Origin of the sequence: Rhizobium sp. LjRoot98, assembly GCF_964252935.1 — a bacterium.
GTDB lineage: Bacteria > Pseudomonadota > Alphaproteobacteria > Rhizobiales > Rhizobiaceae > Pararhizobium.
The window spans coordinates 496,390-514,638 of sequence record NZ_CAXUPW020000002.1; the positions used below are offsets into that span (position 1 = coordinate 496,390).

At 59.2% G+C, this 18,249-nt stretch carries 15 protein-coding genes; 7 read left to right on the forward strand and 8 right to left on the reverse strand.

Features of this window, described 5'->3' with window-relative positions; all coding sequences use genetic code 11:
* Nucleotides 1–181 precede the first annotated feature (181 nt).
* Nucleotides 182–1,594, reverse strand: coding sequence for a class II fumarate hydratase (gene fumC / locus ACSQ3J_RS10970; RefSeq protein ID WP_112834666.1), 1,413 nt, complete (start codon nucleotides 1,592–1,594; stop codon nucleotides 182–184).
* A gap of 22 nt (nucleotides 1,595–1,616) precedes the next feature.
* The gene (locus ACSQ3J_RS10975; protein ID WP_436039086.1) at nucleotides 1,617–2,042 is read right to left on the reverse strand and encodes a hypothetical protein; all 426 of its coding nucleotides are present in this window, start codon (nucleotides 2,040–2,042) and stop codon (nucleotides 1,617–1,619) included.
* A 95-nt stretch (nucleotides 2,043–2,137) separates the two neighbouring features.
* Here ACSQ3J_RS10975 and ACSQ3J_RS10980 point away from each other — a divergent pair, with 95 nt between their 5' ends.
* Nucleotides 2,138–4,015 (forward strand): L,D-transpeptidase family protein, encoded by a 1,878-nt coding sequence (locus ACSQ3J_RS10980; RefSeq protein ID WP_060505595.1) that lies wholly within the window; start codon nucleotides 2,138–2,140, stop codon nucleotides 4,013–4,015.
* A 68-nt stretch (nucleotides 4,016–4,083) separates the two neighbouring features.
* Here the strand turns inward: ACSQ3J_RS10980 and ACSQ3J_RS10985 are convergent, their stop codons facing one another.
* On the reverse strand, nucleotides 4,084–4,761 hold the full coding sequence (locus tag ACSQ3J_RS10985; protein WP_060505594.1) for an HAD family hydrolase: 678 nt from the start codon (nucleotides 4,759–4,761) through the stop codon (nucleotides 4,084–4,086).
* Between the two features lie 220 nt (nucleotides 4,762–4,981).
* Here ACSQ3J_RS10985 and rpiA point away from each other — a divergent pair, with 220 nt between their 5' ends.
* From rpiA to ACSQ3J_RS11010, 5 genes are all read left to right on the forward strand, one after another.
* On the forward strand, nucleotides 4,982–5,674 hold the full coding sequence (rpiA, locus tag ACSQ3J_RS10990; protein WP_060505593.1) for a ribose-5-phosphate isomerase RpiA: 693 nt from the start codon (nucleotides 4,982–4,984) through the stop codon (nucleotides 5,672–5,674).
* 160 nt (nucleotides 5,675–5,834) lie between these two features.
* Nucleotides 5,835–6,386, forward strand: coding sequence for a DUF2059 domain-containing protein (locus tag ACSQ3J_RS10995; RefSeq protein WP_060505656.1), 552 nt, complete (start codon nucleotides 5,835–5,837; stop codon nucleotides 6,384–6,386).
* A 207-nt stretch (nucleotides 6,387–6,593) separates the two neighbouring features.
* Nucleotides 6,594–7,985: a glutathione-disulfide reductase gene (gor, locus tag ACSQ3J_RS11000; protein ID WP_060505592.1), complete on the forward strand. Its 1,392-nt coding sequence runs from the start codon at nucleotides 6,594–6,596 to the stop codon at nucleotides 7,983–7,985.
* Between the two features lie 276 nt (nucleotides 7,986–8,261).
* On the forward strand, nucleotides 8,262–9,635 hold the full coding sequence (locus ACSQ3J_RS11005; protein WP_436039087.1) for a class II 3-deoxy-7-phosphoheptulonate synthase: 1,374 nt from the start codon (nucleotides 8,262–8,264) through the stop codon (nucleotides 9,633–9,635).
* Nucleotides 9,636–9,757: 122 nt separating this feature from the next.
* Nucleotides 9,758–10,156: a GFA family protein gene (locus tag ACSQ3J_RS11010; protein WP_060505591.1), complete on the forward strand. Its 399-nt coding sequence runs from the start codon at nucleotides 9,758–9,760 to the stop codon at nucleotides 10,154–10,156.
* A gap of 29 nt (nucleotides 10,157–10,185) precedes the next feature.
* Here the strand turns inward: ACSQ3J_RS11010 and ACSQ3J_RS11015 are convergent, their stop codons facing one another.
* The 5 genes from ACSQ3J_RS11015 to ACSQ3J_RS11035 all read right to left on the reverse strand — a co-directional run bounded on the left by ACSQ3J_RS11015 (nucleotide 10,186) and on the right by ACSQ3J_RS11035 (nucleotide 16,275).
* Complete coding sequence (locus ACSQ3J_RS11015; protein WP_060505590.1) at nucleotides 10,186–11,106, reverse strand: hypothetical protein; 921 nt, start codon at nucleotides 11,104–11,106, stop codon at nucleotides 10,186–10,188.
* A gap of 216 nt (nucleotides 11,107–11,322) precedes the next feature.
* Nucleotides 11,323–13,056, reverse strand: a complete 1,734-nt coding sequence (locus ACSQ3J_RS11020; RefSeq protein ID WP_060505589.1) for a pilus assembly protein TadG-related protein — start codon at nucleotides 13,054–13,056, stop codon at nucleotides 11,323–11,325.
* A 1-nt stretch (nucleotide 13,057) separates the two neighbouring features.
* Nucleotides 13,058–13,480, reverse strand: a complete 423-nt coding sequence (locus ACSQ3J_RS11025) for a TadE family protein (RefSeq protein ID WP_060505588.1) — start codon at nucleotides 13,478–13,480, stop codon at nucleotides 13,058–13,060.
* 209 nt (nucleotides 13,481–13,689) lie between these two features.
* Entirely contained in the window at nucleotides 13,690–14,241 is a 552-nt protein-coding gene (locus ACSQ3J_RS11030; protein ID WP_060505587.1) for a DUF1003 domain-containing protein, read from the reverse strand.
* Nucleotides 14,242–14,328: 87 nt separating this feature from the next.
* Complete coding sequence (locus ACSQ3J_RS11035) at nucleotides 14,329–16,275, reverse strand: LTA synthase family protein (protein WP_436039088.1); 1,947 nt, start codon at nucleotides 16,273–16,275, stop codon at nucleotides 14,329–14,331.
* A gap of 272 nt (nucleotides 16,276–16,547) precedes the next feature.
* On the opposite strand from ACSQ3J_RS11035, the gene ACSQ3J_RS11040 reads away from it, so the two are divergent.
* The gene (locus ACSQ3J_RS11040; protein WP_436039089.1) at nucleotides 16,548–18,227 is read left to right on the forward strand and encodes an NAD+ synthase; all 1,680 of its coding nucleotides are present in this window, start codon (nucleotides 16,548–16,550) and stop codon (nucleotides 18,225–18,227) included.
* The last annotated feature ends 22 nt before the right edge of the window (nucleotides 18,228–18,249 follow it).

Below are 18,249 nucleotides of genomic sequence, written 5' to 3' on the forward strand. Positions count from 1 at the left end.
CAAGCTCCTGTTTTGTTGTCTCGGGCCGCTAGTTTTAGGCATCAAAGATTTTGGAAGCCTTAACGTTTGGCAAATTTAGTCAATTAGATTGCACCGAAATAAGGTGTCCGGCCCTGCCAAATAGAAACGGGCAGCCGTGATGGCCGCCCGTATGATCTACCGGAGATTGTGCGGTGACGTATCAGGAAGGGCTGATCATCGTTTCGGGGCGAACCGCCGCATCGAACTCCGCGTCGGTGACGTAGCCGCCGCCAACAGCTTCTTCGCGAAGGGTCGTGCCATTCTTGTGCGCGGTCTTGGCGATCTTTGCGGCGTTGTCATAGCCGATCTTGGGGGCCAGCGCCGTGACCAGCATCAACGAGCGGTCGAGCGCCGCCTTGATATTGTCTTCGCGGGCCTCGATGCCGACAACGCAATTGTCGGTAAAGGAGATCACGGCGTCGGACAGGAGTTGAACCGACTGCAGGAAGTTATAGGCCATCAACGGATTGTAGACGTTGAGTTCGAAATGACCCTGGCTGCCGGCAAAGGTCAGTGCCGCGTTGTTGCCGAAGACCTGGACGCAGACCTGCGTCAGCGCTTCGCACTGGGTCGGATTGACCTTGCCCGGCATGATCGACGAGCCCGGCTCATTTTCCGGCAGCGACAGTTCGCCAAGGCCCGAGCGCGGGCCGGAGCCGAGGAAGCGGATATCGTTGGCGATCTTGAAGAGTGCAGCGGCTGCCGAGTTGATGGCGCCGTGGCTGAATACCATCGAATCGTGGGCGGCCAGCGCCTCGAACTTGTTCGGCGCGGTGACGAAGGCGATACCGGTGATCTTGGCGATCTCATCGGCAACCTTTTCGGCAAAGCCGATCGGCGCGTTGAGCCCGGTTCCGACGGCCGTGCCGCCCTGCGCAAGTTCGCAGAGACCCGGCAGGGTCATTTCGATGCGCTTGATCGAGGAGGCGACCTGGGCGGCGTAACCGGAAAATTCCTGGCCGAGCGTCAGGGGGGTAGCGTCCTGCGTGTGCGTGCGGCCGATCTTGATGATATGATCGAAGGCCTTCACCTTGGCGACGAGGGCTGCATGCAGGTGCTTCAGCGCCGGCAGGAGATCGTGGACGACGCGCTCGGCGCAGGCGATATGCATGGCCGTCGGATAGGTGTCGTTCGACGACTGGCTCATGTTGACGTGGTCGTTCGGGTGGACAGGCTTCTTTGAGCCCATGACGCCGCCGAGCATTTCGATCGCACGGTTGGAAATGACTTCGTTGGCGTTCATGTTCGACTGCGTGCCGGAGCCGGTCTGCCAGACGACGAGCGGAAAGTGCTCGTTGAGCTTGCCGTCGATGACTTCCTGGGCTGCGGCAATGATTGCGTTGCCGACGGTCGGGTCAAGGCCCTGCAATTCCATGTTGGCACGGGCGGCAGCTTGCTTGACGATGCCCAGCGCGCGCACGATCGACAGCGGCTGCTTTTCCCAGCCGATCTTGAAATTGCCGAGCGAGCGTTGTGCCTGTGCGCCCCAATAGCGGTCGTTGGCGACTTCGATCGGGCCGAACGTATCTGTTTCCGTGCGCGTTGCTGTCATCGTAATCCCTGCTTTCGTCATGCGGTGTTGGACCGGGGCGGTTTCAAGGCCGGGCGGTACGGCACCGGAAGGTGAGTGAGGCCGCCGCGCTGCGACGGACCGAAGCTGTGATGCGGTTCTCTCTGGCCCAGGTGGCCGGTGCTTGTAAAGAGGTTGCGCGGGTGGGTGCCGTGCTACAATCGTTTAAAATACCGCCCGTTCGATGTTTCCTGTGATTGCTGGCCGTGATGATCGTTCGCGCGTCCTGGCGCCGGTTGGCCTGTGCCTTTTCAGACACAAGCGGGTGGATAGTTTGGCCGGTGTTTTCCGCGGTTTTTGCGGGGAAAGCCGATTTTCTTTCGCAGTGAAAAAATAATGCAGGGAATTCAAATTTTTGGATGTTCTGATCCGTCTTCCTCATGCAGGTGCCGTCACGGATTTGTGACGGGCTGTCCGGGCCTTTCGGGGCGCGCGTTTCCTTTTCATTCACCATCCTTTCTTATAAGTACGAAAGCCTGGTGACATGACGGAGCATCAGGCGCGAACCGCTGATGGCGGCAATGCGATACGGGGACGAGTGAACCTATGAAGTTGATGAAGACTGCTGCGATCGTGACACTGATGACCGGGTGCGCGTTCGCCTCTCTCGGTGTGCAGCGCGCGGAGGCGCTGAACCTCCTGGATCTTTTTCGCAAGAAGAAGCCGGTGGTTGAGGAAGTTCAGCCGCTGCCAGGCGTCGAGCAGGTGCAGCCCGTGCAGAAGCAGGCCGCTCGTCCGCTGCCGAAGGTGAGTTCACCGCAATACTATACGTACAAGGCCGAGCCGTTGCGCCGGATCGCCACCGCAAAGCTCGTCGACCCGGTTGTGACCGGTTCCGTCCGCGCTGACGTCCTGCCGCCGGCGCCAGCCGCTGCGCTCGCCGATGCACGCCAGTTTCTTCCCGATGTCACGGCCTATGCGCCGGCCGATGTCGCCAAGGCGATCGAGACTTTCTATACCGGCCGCGATGGGTTCGTCTGGATTGACGGCGATGCCCCGAACGCAGCCGCCAAGGCGGCTCTGACGGTCCTGGGGCAGGCGGCGAGCGTCGGTCTTGATCCGCAGGACTATGCCGTCACCGTTCCGTCCGATACGTTCGACCGCAACGACATGGCTGCGCGTGAAAAATCCCTCGTCGAGTTCGAGATCCAGCTGTCGGCCGCAACGCTGACCTATATCGCCGACACCGTGCGCGGGCGCATCGATCCGAACAAGATTTCCGGTTATCACGATTTCAAGCGCAAGGACGTCAATCTGACCGGCAAGCTGGGCAATATCGCCAGAAGTCACGATGTTGCGGCCTATCTGAATTCCCAGACGCCTTCCGGCGTTGAATTCCTGGCGTTGAAGCGGGAACTGGCGGCGCTGCAGGCGCGGACCGGCGATGCGCCGCGGATCACGATTGCACCGGGCACGCTTCTGAAACCGGGTATCAGCAATCCGGAATTGGCCAATGTGGTCGCGGCTATCCGCGTCAAGGGTTCCGATGCGCTGAAGGTGGAACATGCGCTGACGCTATCAGCATACCAGGGGACGCCGGATTATACGCCGGAACTGGTAGCGCTGGTCGAAGGCTTCCAGAAGGAACACGGCCTGACGCCGGACGGCGTCGTCGGCAAGGCATCGATCCGCATCCTGACGGGTGGGGACACGACCGAAAGCAAGGCCGCCAAGGTACGAATCGCTATGGAGCAGGCACGCTGGCTGCCCGCCGATCTCGGCAGCCGCTATGTCTTCATCAACCAGCCCGCCTATATGGTCTACTATCACGAACAGGGTGCCGAGCAGTTCTCAATGCGGGTTGTCGTTGGTTCCAAGGCCCACCAGACATTCTTCTTCCAGGATGAGATCCAGACGGTGGAGTTCAACCCCTATTGGGGCGTCCCGCAGTCGATCATCATCAACGAGATGCTGCCCAAGCTGCGCAACGATCCGGGTTACCTCGATCGTCTCGGCTATCAGGTTGAGCTCAAGGGGCGGCCGGTGTCCTCCTCCTCTGTCAACTGGAACGGTTCGACGGCTGGCGTCGCCGTGCGCCAGCCGCCAAGTAGCGACAACGCGCTGGGTGAACTGAAGATCCTGTTCCCGAATACGCATGCCATCTACATGCACGACACGCCGTCGAAGAGCTTCTTCAAGAAGGATGATCGCGCGCTCAGCCACGGCTGCGTGCGCCTTGCCGATCCGCGCAGGATGGCGGCTGCCGTGCTCGGCACGTCGGTCGAGGATATCGGCAAGCAGATTGCCGGCGGCCGCAACAAGGGCGTGTCCGTACCGCAAAAAATCCCGGTCTACGTCGCCTATTTCACCGCATGGCCGAACAAGGATGGCACGGTGGAATATTTCCACGACGTCTATGATCGCGACATGTATATGGACCGCGCACTTGAAGCGACGCGTCTTGCGCGCCGCGCCGAAGGGTGACAATCGTCGACTGGACCAGTCCATGAAAAAGGCGGCTTCGAGCCGCCTTTTTCATGTCCGCATGGCTTTTATGCCCGGGCGATAAGGCGCTCGATCAGATCGGGGGTCAGTTCGTCGAAATGGCGGACGACGATGTCCGGCTGAAGGCTTTCGACGGGCACGTCGGAATAACCGAAGGGAACACCGATCGAGCGAACCGAGGCGTTCTTTGCGACGAGAATGTCGTTGAGGCTATCGCCGACCATTACCGATTTTTCCGGCGATCCGCCGGCAAGCCGGATGGTCGACAACAAATGCTCGGCATCGGGCTTGCGCACGGAAAACGTGTCGCCGCCGGTGATCGCTGCGAAACGGGATGTCAGGCCAAGGCCCTCCAACAGGCTTCTGGCCAGCATTTCCAGCTTGTTGGTGCAGACGGCGAGCGTAAAGCCGGCGGCAGACAGGCGATCCATCGCAGTGATGACGCCGGGATAGGGGAAAGAATCACCCGGCATCGAACCATGGTAGAAATCGATGAATTCCTTCATCTGCCAGTCGAGGTCCTTATCGGAAAGCGCCTGACCGCGCAGCGTGAACGTGCGCTCGATCATCGCCTTGGCGCCATGGCCAACGAGATGTGTCAGGTCGTCATAGGTCACTGGCGCTAGGCCGGCCTGCGTAACTGCATGGTTGAGGCTTGCCACCAGGTCGGGCGCTGTATCGACGAGGGTTCCATCAAGATCAAAGACGACAACGGATGCGGACACTGGAACCTCTTGAAACTTGCTGGAAATGTTGCCATCCGGGTAGGGGAAGCGGGCGAGAAAAGCAATCGTAACTTTACGCGGAAGCGCTGGTTTGCTTTTGCATTCTGGCCGCTATTGGGGCTTTTGTTTGCCGTTGCAGCCGTGTAAACGTCTCAACGGAACGAAGGGACGCGATGTTTTGCCGTGGCCCCATCGGTGAGTTTTGAGGAGATTGTGGCGCATGGACGCCCGTCAGATGAAGATCAAGGCTGCAGCGGCAGCGCTCGACTATGTCGAAGATGGTATGAGACTTGGGATCGGCACAGGTTCGACGGCGGAAGAGTTCGTTCGCTTGCTGGCCGAAAAAGTGGCGGCGGGCTTTCGTATCGAGGGCGTGCCGACATCGGAACGCACGGCACGGCTTTGCCTGGAACTCGGTGTGCCCCTGAAATCGCTCGAAGAGCTTCCAGAACTTGACCTGACCATTGACGGTGCGGACGAAGTGGACCCGATGCTGCGCCTGATCAAGGGCGGCGGCGGCGCGCTGTTGCGTGAAAAGATCGTTGCGTGCGCCTCGGCTCGGATGATTGTGATTGCCGACGAAACCAAGGTGGTTGAGACGCTCGGCGCTTTCAAGCTGCCGATCGAAGTCAATTCCTTTGGGCTCGGCGCCACGCGTATCGCCGTTGAAAAGCTTGCCGCCCGGCATGGGCTTTCCGGCGAAATCGCCGTGCGGGCTTCCGGCGACGGGCCGTTCATGACCGATGGTGGACATCTGATTCTGGACGCATCTTTTGGCCGCATTCCTGATGCAGATGCGCTTGCACGCGAACTGAACGCCATTCCCGGCGTGGTCGAACATGGACTATTCATCGGCATCGCATCTCTTGCCATCATCGCCGGTCCGGCGGGGGCAAGGGTGATGACGGTTTGACCGGTTGCGGCCGAAATTGCCGCGCCGGATTGCTATAGCGCCGCCGCCGGTCGGGATTGCCCGATGCAGGTGGCGGCAGCTTTGAAATTGAATTATGCAGGGGTTCGCAGATGCAAGGCATGCGCGCAATCCGGCATCAACTGACAGGAGCGTTACAGACATGATCAAATTCGCAGGTCTCGGCCGTACAATGGCTGCAACGGCCATCATCCTTTCCGCCGTCATGGTTCCGACACTGCGGGCGCAGGATGTAACGGACGAGCAGATCAAGGCCGCACGGGCCGCAATCGCTGCCATCAACGCCACGAACGGCTTTGACAATATCCTGCCGAATCTGGCTGAACGCCTGAAGACGACCCTCATCCAGTCCTCGCCGAACTACGAAGACCTGATTTCCAAGACGGTCGATGCCAAGGCGCTCGAACTGGCTGCGCGCCGCGCCGACCTGGAGCGTGAAGCGGCAACGATCTATGCCAAGACCTTCACCGTCGAGCAGCTGAACGCGATTGCGACCTTCTACACGTCCGAAGCTGGCAAGAAGCTTTTGAACGACGGCCCGATCGCTTCGCGCGAACTGGTCAAGGCCGCCGACATCTGGGCCGCTGGTATCTCCCGCGATCTGAATGCGGCTGCAACCAAGGATTTGAGCGCGACCCTGACCGCCGGTCAGCAGCCGGTCGATGGCACGGCTCCCGTGACGCCTGCCCAATAAGGAGCGCCTGCCGGTTCCTGGCAGCACATTCACGCCGATTTGCTGAAGCCCGGGTCATTCCGGGCTTTTCATTTTGCATCCTGCCACCCTATATCACCATCACACGGCGGAATCGCCGGTGAGGCGCTGTACCGCTGTTTGCGGCCGCAGCCTTACCCCCCGCGTCCCGCTTCCCTTCGCATATGACCCTGCCGGGAGTATTTCATCATGGCTTCTTTCGATTATGACCTCTTCGTTATTGGCGGCGGTTCCGGCGGCGTGCGCAGTGGCCGGCTTGCTGCGGCGATGGGCAAGAAGGTGGCGATCGCCGAGGAGTTCCGCTACGGTGGCACCTGCGTGATCCGCGGCTGCGTTCCCAAGAAGCTCTATGTCTATGCCTCGCAGTTTGCCGAGCATTTCGAGGATTCTGAGGGGTTTGGCTGGACCGTCGGCGAAAGCACTTTCGATTGGAAAAAGCTGGTTGCCGCCAAGGACAAGGAAATCACCCGGCTGGAGGGGCTCTATCAAAAAGGGCTGGCCAATGCCGGCGCGGAAATCCTGCATGAGCGGGCCGAGCTGACCGGCCCAAACACGATCAAGCTGAAGAATAGCGGCAGGACCGTCACGGCCGAACGGATCGTCATCGCCGTCGGTGGTCATCCGACGCCGCACGATGCGCTGCCGGGTCACGAGCTCTGCATCAGCTCGAATGAGGCCTTTGACCTTCCGGAGCTGCCGAAATCGATCGTGATTGCCGGCGGCGGCTACATCGCGGTTGAGTTTGCCAACATCTTCCATGGTCTCGGTGTCGAGACGACGCTGATCTACCGCGGCAAGGAAATCCTGTCGCGCTTCGATCAGGACATGCGGCGTGGGTTGCATGCGGCGATGGAGCAAAAGGGTATCCGCATCCTGTGCGAGGACCTGATCCAGTCCGTCAGCAAAAATGCCGATGGCAGGCTGACAGTGGAAACGAAGAAGCATGGTGCCTTGACCGCCGATCAGGTGATGCTGGCGCTTGGCCGCGTGCCGAATACCACGGGGCTTGGTCTCGAGGCAGCTGGCGTTGCCGTCAACGAGCGCGGTGCTGTTATCATCGATGCATTCTCGCGCACCAGCGCGCCCGGTATCTATGCGCTGGGCGACGTGACCGACCGGGTGCAACTGACGCCGGTGGCGATCCATGAGGCGATGTGCTTCATCGAGACAGAGTATAAGGGTAACCCGACATCCCCGGATCATGAGCTGATTGCCACCGCAGTGTTCTCCCAGCCGGAAATCGGTACGGTCGGCCTCTCGGAAGAGGAAGCCGCGAAGAAATTTGCCGATCTGGAAATCTACCGGGCCGAGTTCCGGCCGATGAAGGCGACGCTTTCGGGGCGGGCGGAGAAGACCATCATGAAGCTGATCGTCAATGCTGCCGACCGCAAGGTCCTGGGCGCCCATATTCTTGGCCACGAGGCCGGCGAAATGGCGCAATTGCTTGGAATTACGCTGAAAGCCGGCTGCACCAAGGACGATTTCGACCGGACGATGGCGGTGCATCCAACCGCATCGGAAGAGCTGGTGACGATGTATAGTCCGAGCTACCGGATCAGGAACGGCGAGCGGACCGTATGAGCCGGTAAGGTGTTGCGCCAAACACTTGGCAACGCAGGGTAGGGCGCGCCGGGGCTGCGCGCACTTTGCTGGCACAATGGCTTTGCAATCCCTATGTTAACGTTTATAAGCCCGCATCCGCAAAATCGCCGTTTTCCCCCGAGGGAAGGCTACGGTTCAGGAATTGTTCCGTTGATACACGGTTCAAAACCGGTTTCAGGCGGCATTGCTAGGGTGTGGATCCGGCGATGCAACTGCTGCTGCGGCGGACCTTGCGCAAGAGAACAGGTGATCGACATGGTACAGAATTGGACCCCGAACAGCTGGCGGCAGAAGCCCATCCAGCAGGTGCCGGATTTTCCGGATATGGCAGCACTCGCGGCCGCAGAAGCGCAGCTCGCGACCTATCCGCCGCTGGTATTTGCCGGTGAAGCGCGCCGTCTGAAGAGCCAGCTTGCCAATGTTTCGGAAGGCAAGGGCTTCCTGCTGCAGGGCGGCGATTGCGCCGAGAGCTTTGCCGAACATGGCGCGGACACCATCCGCGACTTCTTCCGCGCGTTCCTGCAGATGGCTGTCGTCCTGACGTTCGGCGCCCAGCAACCGGTCGTCAAGGTTGGCCGTATTGCCGGTCAGTTCGCCAAGCCGCGCTCCTCGAATATCGAGAAGCAGGGTGACGTCGAGCTGCCGAGCTATCGCGGTGACATCATCAACGGCATCGAATTCACCGAGAAGGCTCGTATTCCGGACCCGGAACGCCAGATCATGGCGTACCGCCAGTCGGCTGCGACGCTGAACCTTCTGCGCGCCTTCGCGATGGGCGGCTATGCCAACCTCGACAACGTGCACCAGTGGATGCTCGGTTTTGTCAAGGAAAGCCCGCAGGCCGAGCGTTACCGCAAGCTTGCCGACCGCATCTCCGAAACCATGGATTTCATGAAGGCGATCGGCATTACGCCGGAAAGCAATCCGAGCCTGCGCGAGACCGATTTCTTCACCAGCCATGAGGCACTGCTGCTCGGCTACGAGCAGGCGCTGACCCGTGTCGATTCGACGTCGGGCGACTGGTACGCCACATCCGGCCATATGATCTGGATCGGCGACCGCACGCGCCAGGCCGATCACGCGCATATCGAGTATTGCCGCGGTATCAAGAACCCGCTTGGTCTCAAGTGTGGTCCGTCGCTGACGGCTGATGGCCTGATCGAGCTGATCGACCTGCTCAACCCGCAGAACGAAGCCGGCCGCCTGACGTTGATCTGCCGTTTCGGTCATGACAAGGTTGCCGAAAACCTGCCGCGCCTTATCCGTGCGGTCGAAAAGGAAGGCCGCAAGGTCGTCTGGTCCTGCGATCCGATGCATGGCAACACGATCACGCTCAACAACTACAAGACCCGTCCTTTCGAGCGCATCCTGTCGGAAGTCGAAAGCTTCTTCCAGATCCACCGCGCCGAAGGCACGCATCCGGGCGGCATCCACATCGAGATGACCGGCAATGACGTGACGGAATGCACCGGTGGCGCCCGTGCGCTGTCGGGTGCCGATCTTGCCGATCGTTACCATACCCATTGCGACCCGCGCCTCAACGCCGACCAGGCGCTGGAACTGGCCTTCCTTCTTGCCGAGCGCATGAAGGGCGGCCGCGACGAAAAGCGGATGGTCGTCAACGGCTGATCAGCGCTGCTGATCAAAACCTTGAGCACATTGAATTTGACAGAGCCGGGCCGGCTGACGAAGCTGGCCCGGTTTTTTGTTGTCCGCGGGGGCCGGACTACAAGTCGCTTGAGGGGATATTCATGGCAGAAGAAAATACCGGATCGTGCAATTGTGGATCTGTCCGTTTCCGTACACGCGGGACACTGCGCGAAGTGATCGCGTGTCATTGTTCCCAATGCCGCAAGCAGACCGGTCTATACTATGCCGCGACCAATGTTCTCGACAGTGAACTTGCGCTTGAAGGGGCGGAGAGTATCACCTGGTATCGCTCGAGCCCGCAGGCCCGCCGGGGTTTCTGCAAGACCTGTGGTTCGGCTTTGTTCTGGAAGATGGACAGTCTGGACTATACATCGATCATGGCCGGAGCGTTCGATACCCCGACCGGCCTGTCCTTCGGCGTTCACATCTTCTGTGCCGACAAGGGCGACTTCTACGAGATCAATGATGATCTGCCGCAATTTGCGCAGTCAAGCGCCTGATGGGTGTGGCAGGAGGCCCTGTATCTGCCTCAGAAGACGTCTGGGCCGGTCAAAAGTACTGCTTCTTTATAAGCCCGTTCCAGCGCACAGAACTTGATGGATTGCCAGCGCTTGTAGTCGTCCACGAACGAAGCCGTGGCCCAGATCCTGTTCCGGCTGCCGTTGCGATCCTGCCAGCCCAACCAGCCCTGCGCTTCGGCACGGGCAAAAAGGCGGCGGACATGCGTGCGCGAGAGAGAGTAGTGGCTGGAGAGTTCGGAAAAGCGCAGGTTCTCGACCCAGTGGCGGCCGTCCTCCGGTTCGGCATTGGCAATCCGTGAGACGAAATCATCAAGGATCAGCCCGCCATATTCTGTCCAGACGAAGCAGGAGATGCTCAGCGGCGGTTCGCGCCATGCCGGATCGGCGATCAGCCGTTTGGCGGCGAGCGGCTGGGCGTGGCGGAATATGTCCGGATTTGCCTCCAGCTGCGCCACCCGATTACTCCGATCGATCAGATCGAGGCTGCGCATCTGGCCACGGAACCACAACGTCATTGCTTCATGACTGGTTTCGGTCGGCTCCAGCGGGCGGCTGCGTTTGCTCGTTGACCCTGCGACATCGCGGACAAGCTTGTAGGCGCGCAACTCCGCCAGAAACGCTGTGGCGGTGTTGCGGCTCGAAAGGCCTGTGGCTGCGATAACTTCAAGAAGTCTGGCCGCAGTGATGCCGGAGAGCGGATCCGTGGGGTCGCGCTGCAAATGCAGTGCGTAGGCGGCCTGCGTCAGCAGCCATTTCTGCTGGGCGGCAACCAGACGGGCAATCCGCGGAAAGTGATCGTAAAGCTCGATCATATGCCGCGCCGCCTGTTGCAGGACCGGGAACAAGGCAGGATTCGCCGCAAACCGATCAACCTCGGCGGAGAAACCGGCTTCTGTCGTATCGATCGCAGGCGGATGTTTGCCGTTCATGGTTTTGGCGAAAGTCCATACGGGTACTATGTCGGGCCGGGAATCGGCTGAATGGTTATTGTTAAGGCATGTCTGTTGCAAAACGGTATAAGTCCATCAATTGTTTCACCAAAGGCTGCAAATAACAGGACGGTTCGTGCCACTGATCTATTCGAAAAAAAAACCGGACGGCAAGATTGCCATCCGGTCTACGAATGAGAGGGGTGATTGTGACGTTTATTGTACGAGGACTGGCTGCAAGCAGTTGACGCCGGTGACGCGGACATCAGCTTCACCGACCCGGACGCCGACCACCAGAAGAAGATTGTAGATCAGGCTATCGATCGCCGGTGTAACGGCTCCCAGCGTCTGGGCGAGCGCTGCCTGAACGAGCTTGGGGCTGCCGAGCGTCAGAAACAGTACCTGGATATCGACATCGAGGTTGTTGAGCAGTGTCTGCGTTGCCGAGGTCAGAATGTCTTTGGTCGAAACACTCTTGATAGAGTTGGCCGCGACCTCGGACGGGCTGAACGTTAGCCTTTGCGGCTGAAGGTTCTTGGCTTCGACATGGGCGATGCCATCGATCCTGACCAGCAACGAGTCGAGGATCCTCGCTTTTTCAACCCGTGCCTCATCGCTGAAGTCTGACAGAATAGCGGGATTTACGGTACCGATCGCAATCTCCGCGACGCCCGGAACGGTATCGACCGAGACGCTGGCATTGGTGTTTGAACCACCATAGCAGCGAATGTCGGCGAGCTTGGCTTCCGCGTAGGCAACCTCGACATAGATCGGCAGTTTGATCCGCAAACCGGCAAGCAGGGACAGCCCATCGATGTTGACCTCAATTGCAAGCCGGGTCTGCGCGGTGCGCACCGCCGAACCTGGACTGCCCAACCGATGGGCCGGCGTGGTGACGGGCGGCTCACCAACAGCAAGCTTCACGCTGGCCGAGGCAATGCCGGGCAGGCCGGCCACGGTGGCAAGCGATATCTGGTTGGTCCCGTTGGCAAGGGCAGCAGCTGCTGACACGATATCGAGCGCGCTGATCTTCATCGCCCAGTTGGACCCGGCATCGACACTCAATCCTTTTTTGGGATCGATGTTGAGGATCTGCGACAAGGTGAAGGTCTTCTTGTTTTGTTTGGTGGCCGTTTCAAGCGCCTTCAGCGCCGAATTGGCCGTGGCGGAAATCCCGTGAACGGCCTGCATGGAGGCAAGCAGCTGTGGCATGGTGAGGTTTGCCTTCAGCACGTCTTCATAACTCGCCGCCGTCAGGTTCAGGCGGGTGGACACGCCCTTAAGGAAGGGCTGGACGTCGATATCCGCATCCACCAGCGCCCGGTAATCCATGACTTTCAGGGAAATCGTCGTGCCCAGCATCTGGCCCAGTAGCTGATTGAGGATGCCGTCATTGAGGCTTGCGAGCCGTGAACCGACGGAGAAGGACGCGAGCTTGGTGCTTGCAGCGGTGCCCACTGCACTCATCGTTGGCGGTGCGCTGAATATGGCGGCGAGATGAAGCGCGCCTTCCTTCTCGATCGAGACCTGGGCTGCATCCGCCGGCGTGGCGTTCGGGATGAAACGTTGACCGGTCGCTAGTGCGGGATCGGGGACATAGCGTCCCTTGACGATCGTGACGATGCCATTCTTCATGGCGACACTATCTTCCGGGATGACCTTTCCATCCGGATTGATCAAGCCGCCCTTGGTTGCAAGCGCGAGAGGAAGGCCATTGATCTTGAAGTGATTGCGCGCAGCAGACTCGACATTCGGCAGATCGGATGCGGCGACGATGGCGGTCAGGTCGGCGATGCCCTGCATTTCCCGTTTCTGCAGCGTGAGGTAACCGAAATCGATGCCAAGCCCAAGCGACAATACGACAAGAGGCAGAACAATGGCTGTGGAGATGCCGATATTACCTGAAGTATTGGCCAGAATATTGCGGCGTTTCAGCGTTTCGCGGACCATATCAGATACCTCCCAGCCGGATGGTTGCGTAACGTTTGATTTCTTCGTCGGGCAGCGCGAAGGAAAATAGATTCCAGATCGGCAAATCGCGTGCATCGTAGACGATGGTGACGGTGAATTGATTGAGGTTCTTGACGTCATCGGCGACGTCCACCGTGAGCTTCGCCTTGTTGATGAAGGCGTAATCCAGCGTCGATGACTGGATGAACGATTGGGCCAGGCTCTTTCGTTCGGTCGAGGACAGTCCCGCCACAGCGGTGCGCGCTGCGTCAGCGGCGATCTGCTGAACTGCATGCGTCGCGCTCAGATAGATGCCGTAGCCGATCATGGTGAAAATCGTCAGGAAGAACAGGGGGGCTACAATCGCAAATTCCAATGCGGCCGCCCCGTCAATATCTCTACGCATCTGCGATATGAGAGACATGGAACACACCTCCAGGTTTGTATCTGGTCGATATGGCGATCCAGTTACACCTATATCGTGTGCTTCATTTGTTAATTTTTCCGTACGCTAATAAATCGTCTTTTACGTTTTTACCGCTAATTACTGCGAATAATCGATTTTAAGTTGTGCCATTTCTGGTTGGTTGTGTTTGCGCAGTGGACTCCCGCACCGGAATGGGACAGGCGAAGTCAGGCTTGCGGATTTCCCGCATCCTTGTATTGCGCGAGCTGTCCCTGCAACCGGCCGACATCGGCACGCAGTTCGGCGATTTCCCGCAATAGCACCGTGTCGATCTTGTTGTGCAGCGAGATCAGTTCCAGCTCGGATTTGAGATTGACCTCATAGTCCTTCGAGGCATCGAAGCGATCCTTCATGGCTTGCCGGTTCTGCGACATCATGATGATCGGCGCCTGGATGGCGGCGATCATCGACAACAGCAAGTTGAGGAAGATGAAGGGGTAGGGGTCGAACGCATCCCGCGTCAAAAGCACCGTGTTGGCGATGGCCCATGCGGCAAGGAAGATCAGGAAAGCGATGATAAAGCCCCAGGAGCCGCCGACACGGGCGATGCTGTCTGCCATCCGGTCACCATAGCTCTGTCCAGCAACGAAGGCAGCGTTGGTGTCCTGCGACACGATCTTGCGTTCTTTGGCGCGGTGGAGAACCTGACGCTCTATAGCGCCAAGTTCACTGCTCGATTTGCCGAAAAGGATGTGGGAGATTTCGTCAAGGTGCGACATGGGCAGGCTCCGTCAGAAAACGCTGCCCTGTTCTAGCCTACCCCGGTGATTTGCGGAAATGCCGGAACCCGGCATCCCCGCTTCTTTTTACATGGCGCCGGCAAAGAGATCGGCGTGGCTCTCGAAGAACCGTTCGGTGCTGAAGCGCTGGCCGAACATCATGTCGTGCTGCAGGAAACGATAGTCGCGAATGAGCGGCGGGATTGTCTTCTGGCGTCCCCAGGAGGCTGTTTCCTTGCCCTTTGTGTCGACGAGCATGTAGCGGTCGATGATACGGTACTTGTCGAAGATATTGCCGAGGAAGCCCGTATAATAGGGATGCTCGAAGCCGCCCTGCTTGAGGATCTGGTAGGACAGGAAGGCCGGGCTGATCGTGCCGATATCCTTGACCGGGCCGGTCTTGTTGGACCAGACGACCAGAGGCGTTTCGTGCTGTGCCTTCATCTGTTCGAGCGAGCCTTTGCGCGAAGCGGTGACGTCGTTCATGAAGCCGGTGTTCGGATAGACGGTGTTGAGCGGCGGCAGATGGTCACCGAACAGCACGATGATCGTTTCGCGGTCGCGTTCCTTGGCCCAGTCCATCAGCATCTTCAGGCTGTCATCCGCTTCCTTGATGCCCTGTGCATAGGTTTCAAGAACCTGCTTGTCGGCAGCGGGAAGGTTGCCTTCGACCTTGATGGTGTTCTTGGCATAGCGGTTGGCTTCATAGGGGCCATGGCCCTGCAAGGTAACCGTGAAAAAGAAGAACGGATCACGCAGTTGGTCAGCCTGGCGGATGATTTCCTTGGTGAGCGACTCGTCCGAGGCGAAGATGCCACGCTTCTGCATTACCGGCAGGTTTTCTTCCGACTTGAACTGGTCGAAGCCGAATGCCTTGTATACGGCGCTGCGGTTCCAGAACCACTTCTGGAAAGGATGGACGGCGCGCGACACATAGCCCTCGCCACGGAAGAAGGTGGCAAGTGAAGGAATGGGATTACGGATATACTGCTGATACGGGATGCTGCCATAGGGCAGGAAGGCGTTGGAGAAACCGGTCAGTGCCTCGAATTCGACATTGGCCGTCATGCCGCCGAACTCCGGCGAGAAGACGTTGCCGGACTGCATTTCGCGGATCGTCGGCATCGGATCGGGCGACAGCTTGACGTTGGGCAGACGGGTCGGATCCCAGAAGGATTCGCTCATCAGAACGATAACGTCAGGCTTGCTGCGATGGGATGTACCAGCCGGCATCGGCTTGGTTGGAATCTTGTCGATCGCATCGGACATATAGCCCGCCGGTGCCGTGACGTTCGCCATTGGCAGGTTGAGCGCAAACGCCATGGTGAAACCGTTGTGACGGTAGTTTTCGGTCTGGTCCCACATGATCGGGATGACCTGCAGGCGGTCACGCACCCAGGAGAAATTGTTGTAGTCCATCAGGTGGTAGAATGCGCCGAGCAACGGCAGGGCGACGGCGAACCGCGCCAGGCGCTGGCGCCGGGTGAGGGCCGGAAAGCGCCGCCAAGCGAAACGGACAAGCCAAACCAGCGCGGCTACCGCCAAAACGATACCGGCGACGATGCCAACGGCTGTCCACGGGCGGTCGCGGACCAGAACCGGCATCAGCTCCATGATCTGGCGGCCGAACAGAAAATCCGTCGGGTAAAGCGGATCGGAGAGGAAAATCTGCTTCTGCCGGCTGACGAGCGCCGGGATGAGCGCCATTGGCGCGATCAGGATGACACCCAAATTTTCGCGTGCGAAAAGGGCGTCGATTGCAAGGAAAAGCAGGAAGAATACGCCAGCGGTCGTCCATGCGGGGCGCGCCGGGTCGAGGAAGAACAGTGCAGATTCCATTGCGGAATTGCGGGCAATCCATTCGACGAAGAAAATCAATGTGATCGACAGAAGCAATGACAGCGAGAGATGCCGTGCAACCGAAAGCGCCTTGGCATGGCGTGCGCCGAAACCGATTTGCGGGCCATAGGCCCTAGAAGCGGTGGCAGCGATTGCTGCCGATTCAAAAATGGCCAAGGCCGTCTCCGATTTCATAAAACTGTCGTCCTAATGTCATACAGACGTCATCTTGAACGGAGGATGAATAATTCAAGTGGTGTTCTCCACCGACTTTTTCGGCGCCTGTTGCCGATCTGACATGACCTGAAAGGCGGGGTTGCGGGTGGCAGTGCGCAAGCCATCTGACGGGCAGGGCGTATTTTTTTCCAACTTCATCGCAAGTACGGGGTATTTTGGTGCGGAATGCGATAAACAGCATCCTTGGATGCCTCGCATCCGCGATAGCAAGATCAAGCACAGGCCTGTTCATGACCGCGCAAAAGACCATTTCCACGACGTTCCGTATCGCTGTTGCCCAGCTCAATCCCACCGTTGGCGACATTGCCGGTAACCTCGCCAAGGCACGCGAAGCCCGCGCTGATGCGGCACGCAGCGGCGCCGACCTTCTTCTTCTGACCGAATTGTTCATTTCAGGTTATCCGCCGGAGGATCTGGTCCTGAAACCGGCGTTTCTGAAAGCCTGCCAAAAGGCTGTCGATGCGCTTGCCGCCGATACCGCGGATGGCGGTCCGGGGGTCATCGTCGGTTATCCGCGGCAAGGGGAAACAGGACGCCATAATTCGGTTGCTGTTCTGGACGGCGGTCAGGTTCTGGTCATTCGCGATAAGGTCGATCTGCCGAACTACGGCGAGTTCGACGAAAAACGTGTTTTCACCGAGGGCGCGATGCCTGGACCGGTCAATTTCCGCGGTGTGCGGCTCGGTATCCCGATCTGCGAGGAAATTTGGAATGACATGGGCGTTTGCGAGACGCTGGCGGAAAGCGGCGCCGAAATCCTGCTGGTGCCCAATGGTTCTCCCTATTATCGCGGCAAGATCGATGTGCGCCACCAGGTGGTGCTGCGCCAGGTGATCGAGACCGGTCTGCCGATGGTGTTTGCCAACCAGCTCGGCGGCCAGGACGAACTGGTGTTCGACGGCGCCAGCTTCGCCTTCAATGCCGACAAGCAACTGGCTTTCCAGATGAGCCAGTTCGAAGAGAGCATTTCCATCTCTGAGTGGCGCAAGAACGGCGAGGGCTGGGTTTGTCAGCAGGGGATGATGTCGCGCCTGCCACAGCAGGAGGAAGCCGACTACCGCGCCTGCATGCTGGGCTTTCGCGATTACGTCAACAAGAACGGCTTCAAGAATGTCGTGCTTGGCCTTTCCGGCGGTATCGATTCGGCGATTTGTGCCGCACTTGCGGTCGATGCGCTCGGCGAAGAACGCGTGCGCACCGTGATGCTGCCATATCGCTACACATCGTCGGACTCGTTCAAGGATGCCGAGGATTGCGCCAAAGCGCTCGGGTGCCGCTACGACATCGTGCCGATTGAGGAGCCGGTCCAGGGGTTCCTCAACGCACTTTCCGACATGTTCGAGGGGACGGAATCCGGCATCACCGAGGAAAACCTGCAGAGCCGGACGCGCGGCACGATCCTGATGGCGCTGTCCAACAAGTTCGGCTCGATGGTGGTGACCACCGGCAACAAGTCGGAAATGTCGGTTGGTTATGCGACGCTCTATGGCGACATGAACGGCGGCTTCAATCCGATCAAGGACCTCTACAAGATGCAGGTCTACGGGCTGTCGCGCTGGCGCAACACGACGGTGCCGCCCGGTGCGCTCGGTCCGTCAGGCGAAGTAATCCCGAAGAACATTATTGACAAGGCACCGTCGGCCGAGCTTCGCCCGAACCAGACGGACCAGGATTCGCTGCCCCCCTATCCGGTGCTTGACGATATCCTCGAATGCCTGGTCGAGAAGGAAATGGGGACCGAGGAGATCGTCGCGCGCGGTCATGACGAGGCGACGGTGCACCGGATCGAGCACCTGCTCTACATCGCCGAATACAAGCGTCGCCAATCGGCCCCGGGCGTGAAGATTACCAAGAAGAACTTTGGCCGCGACCGTCGCTATCCAATCACCAACCGGTTCCGCGACCGGTAGACTTGCAACTGGAGACGACGGC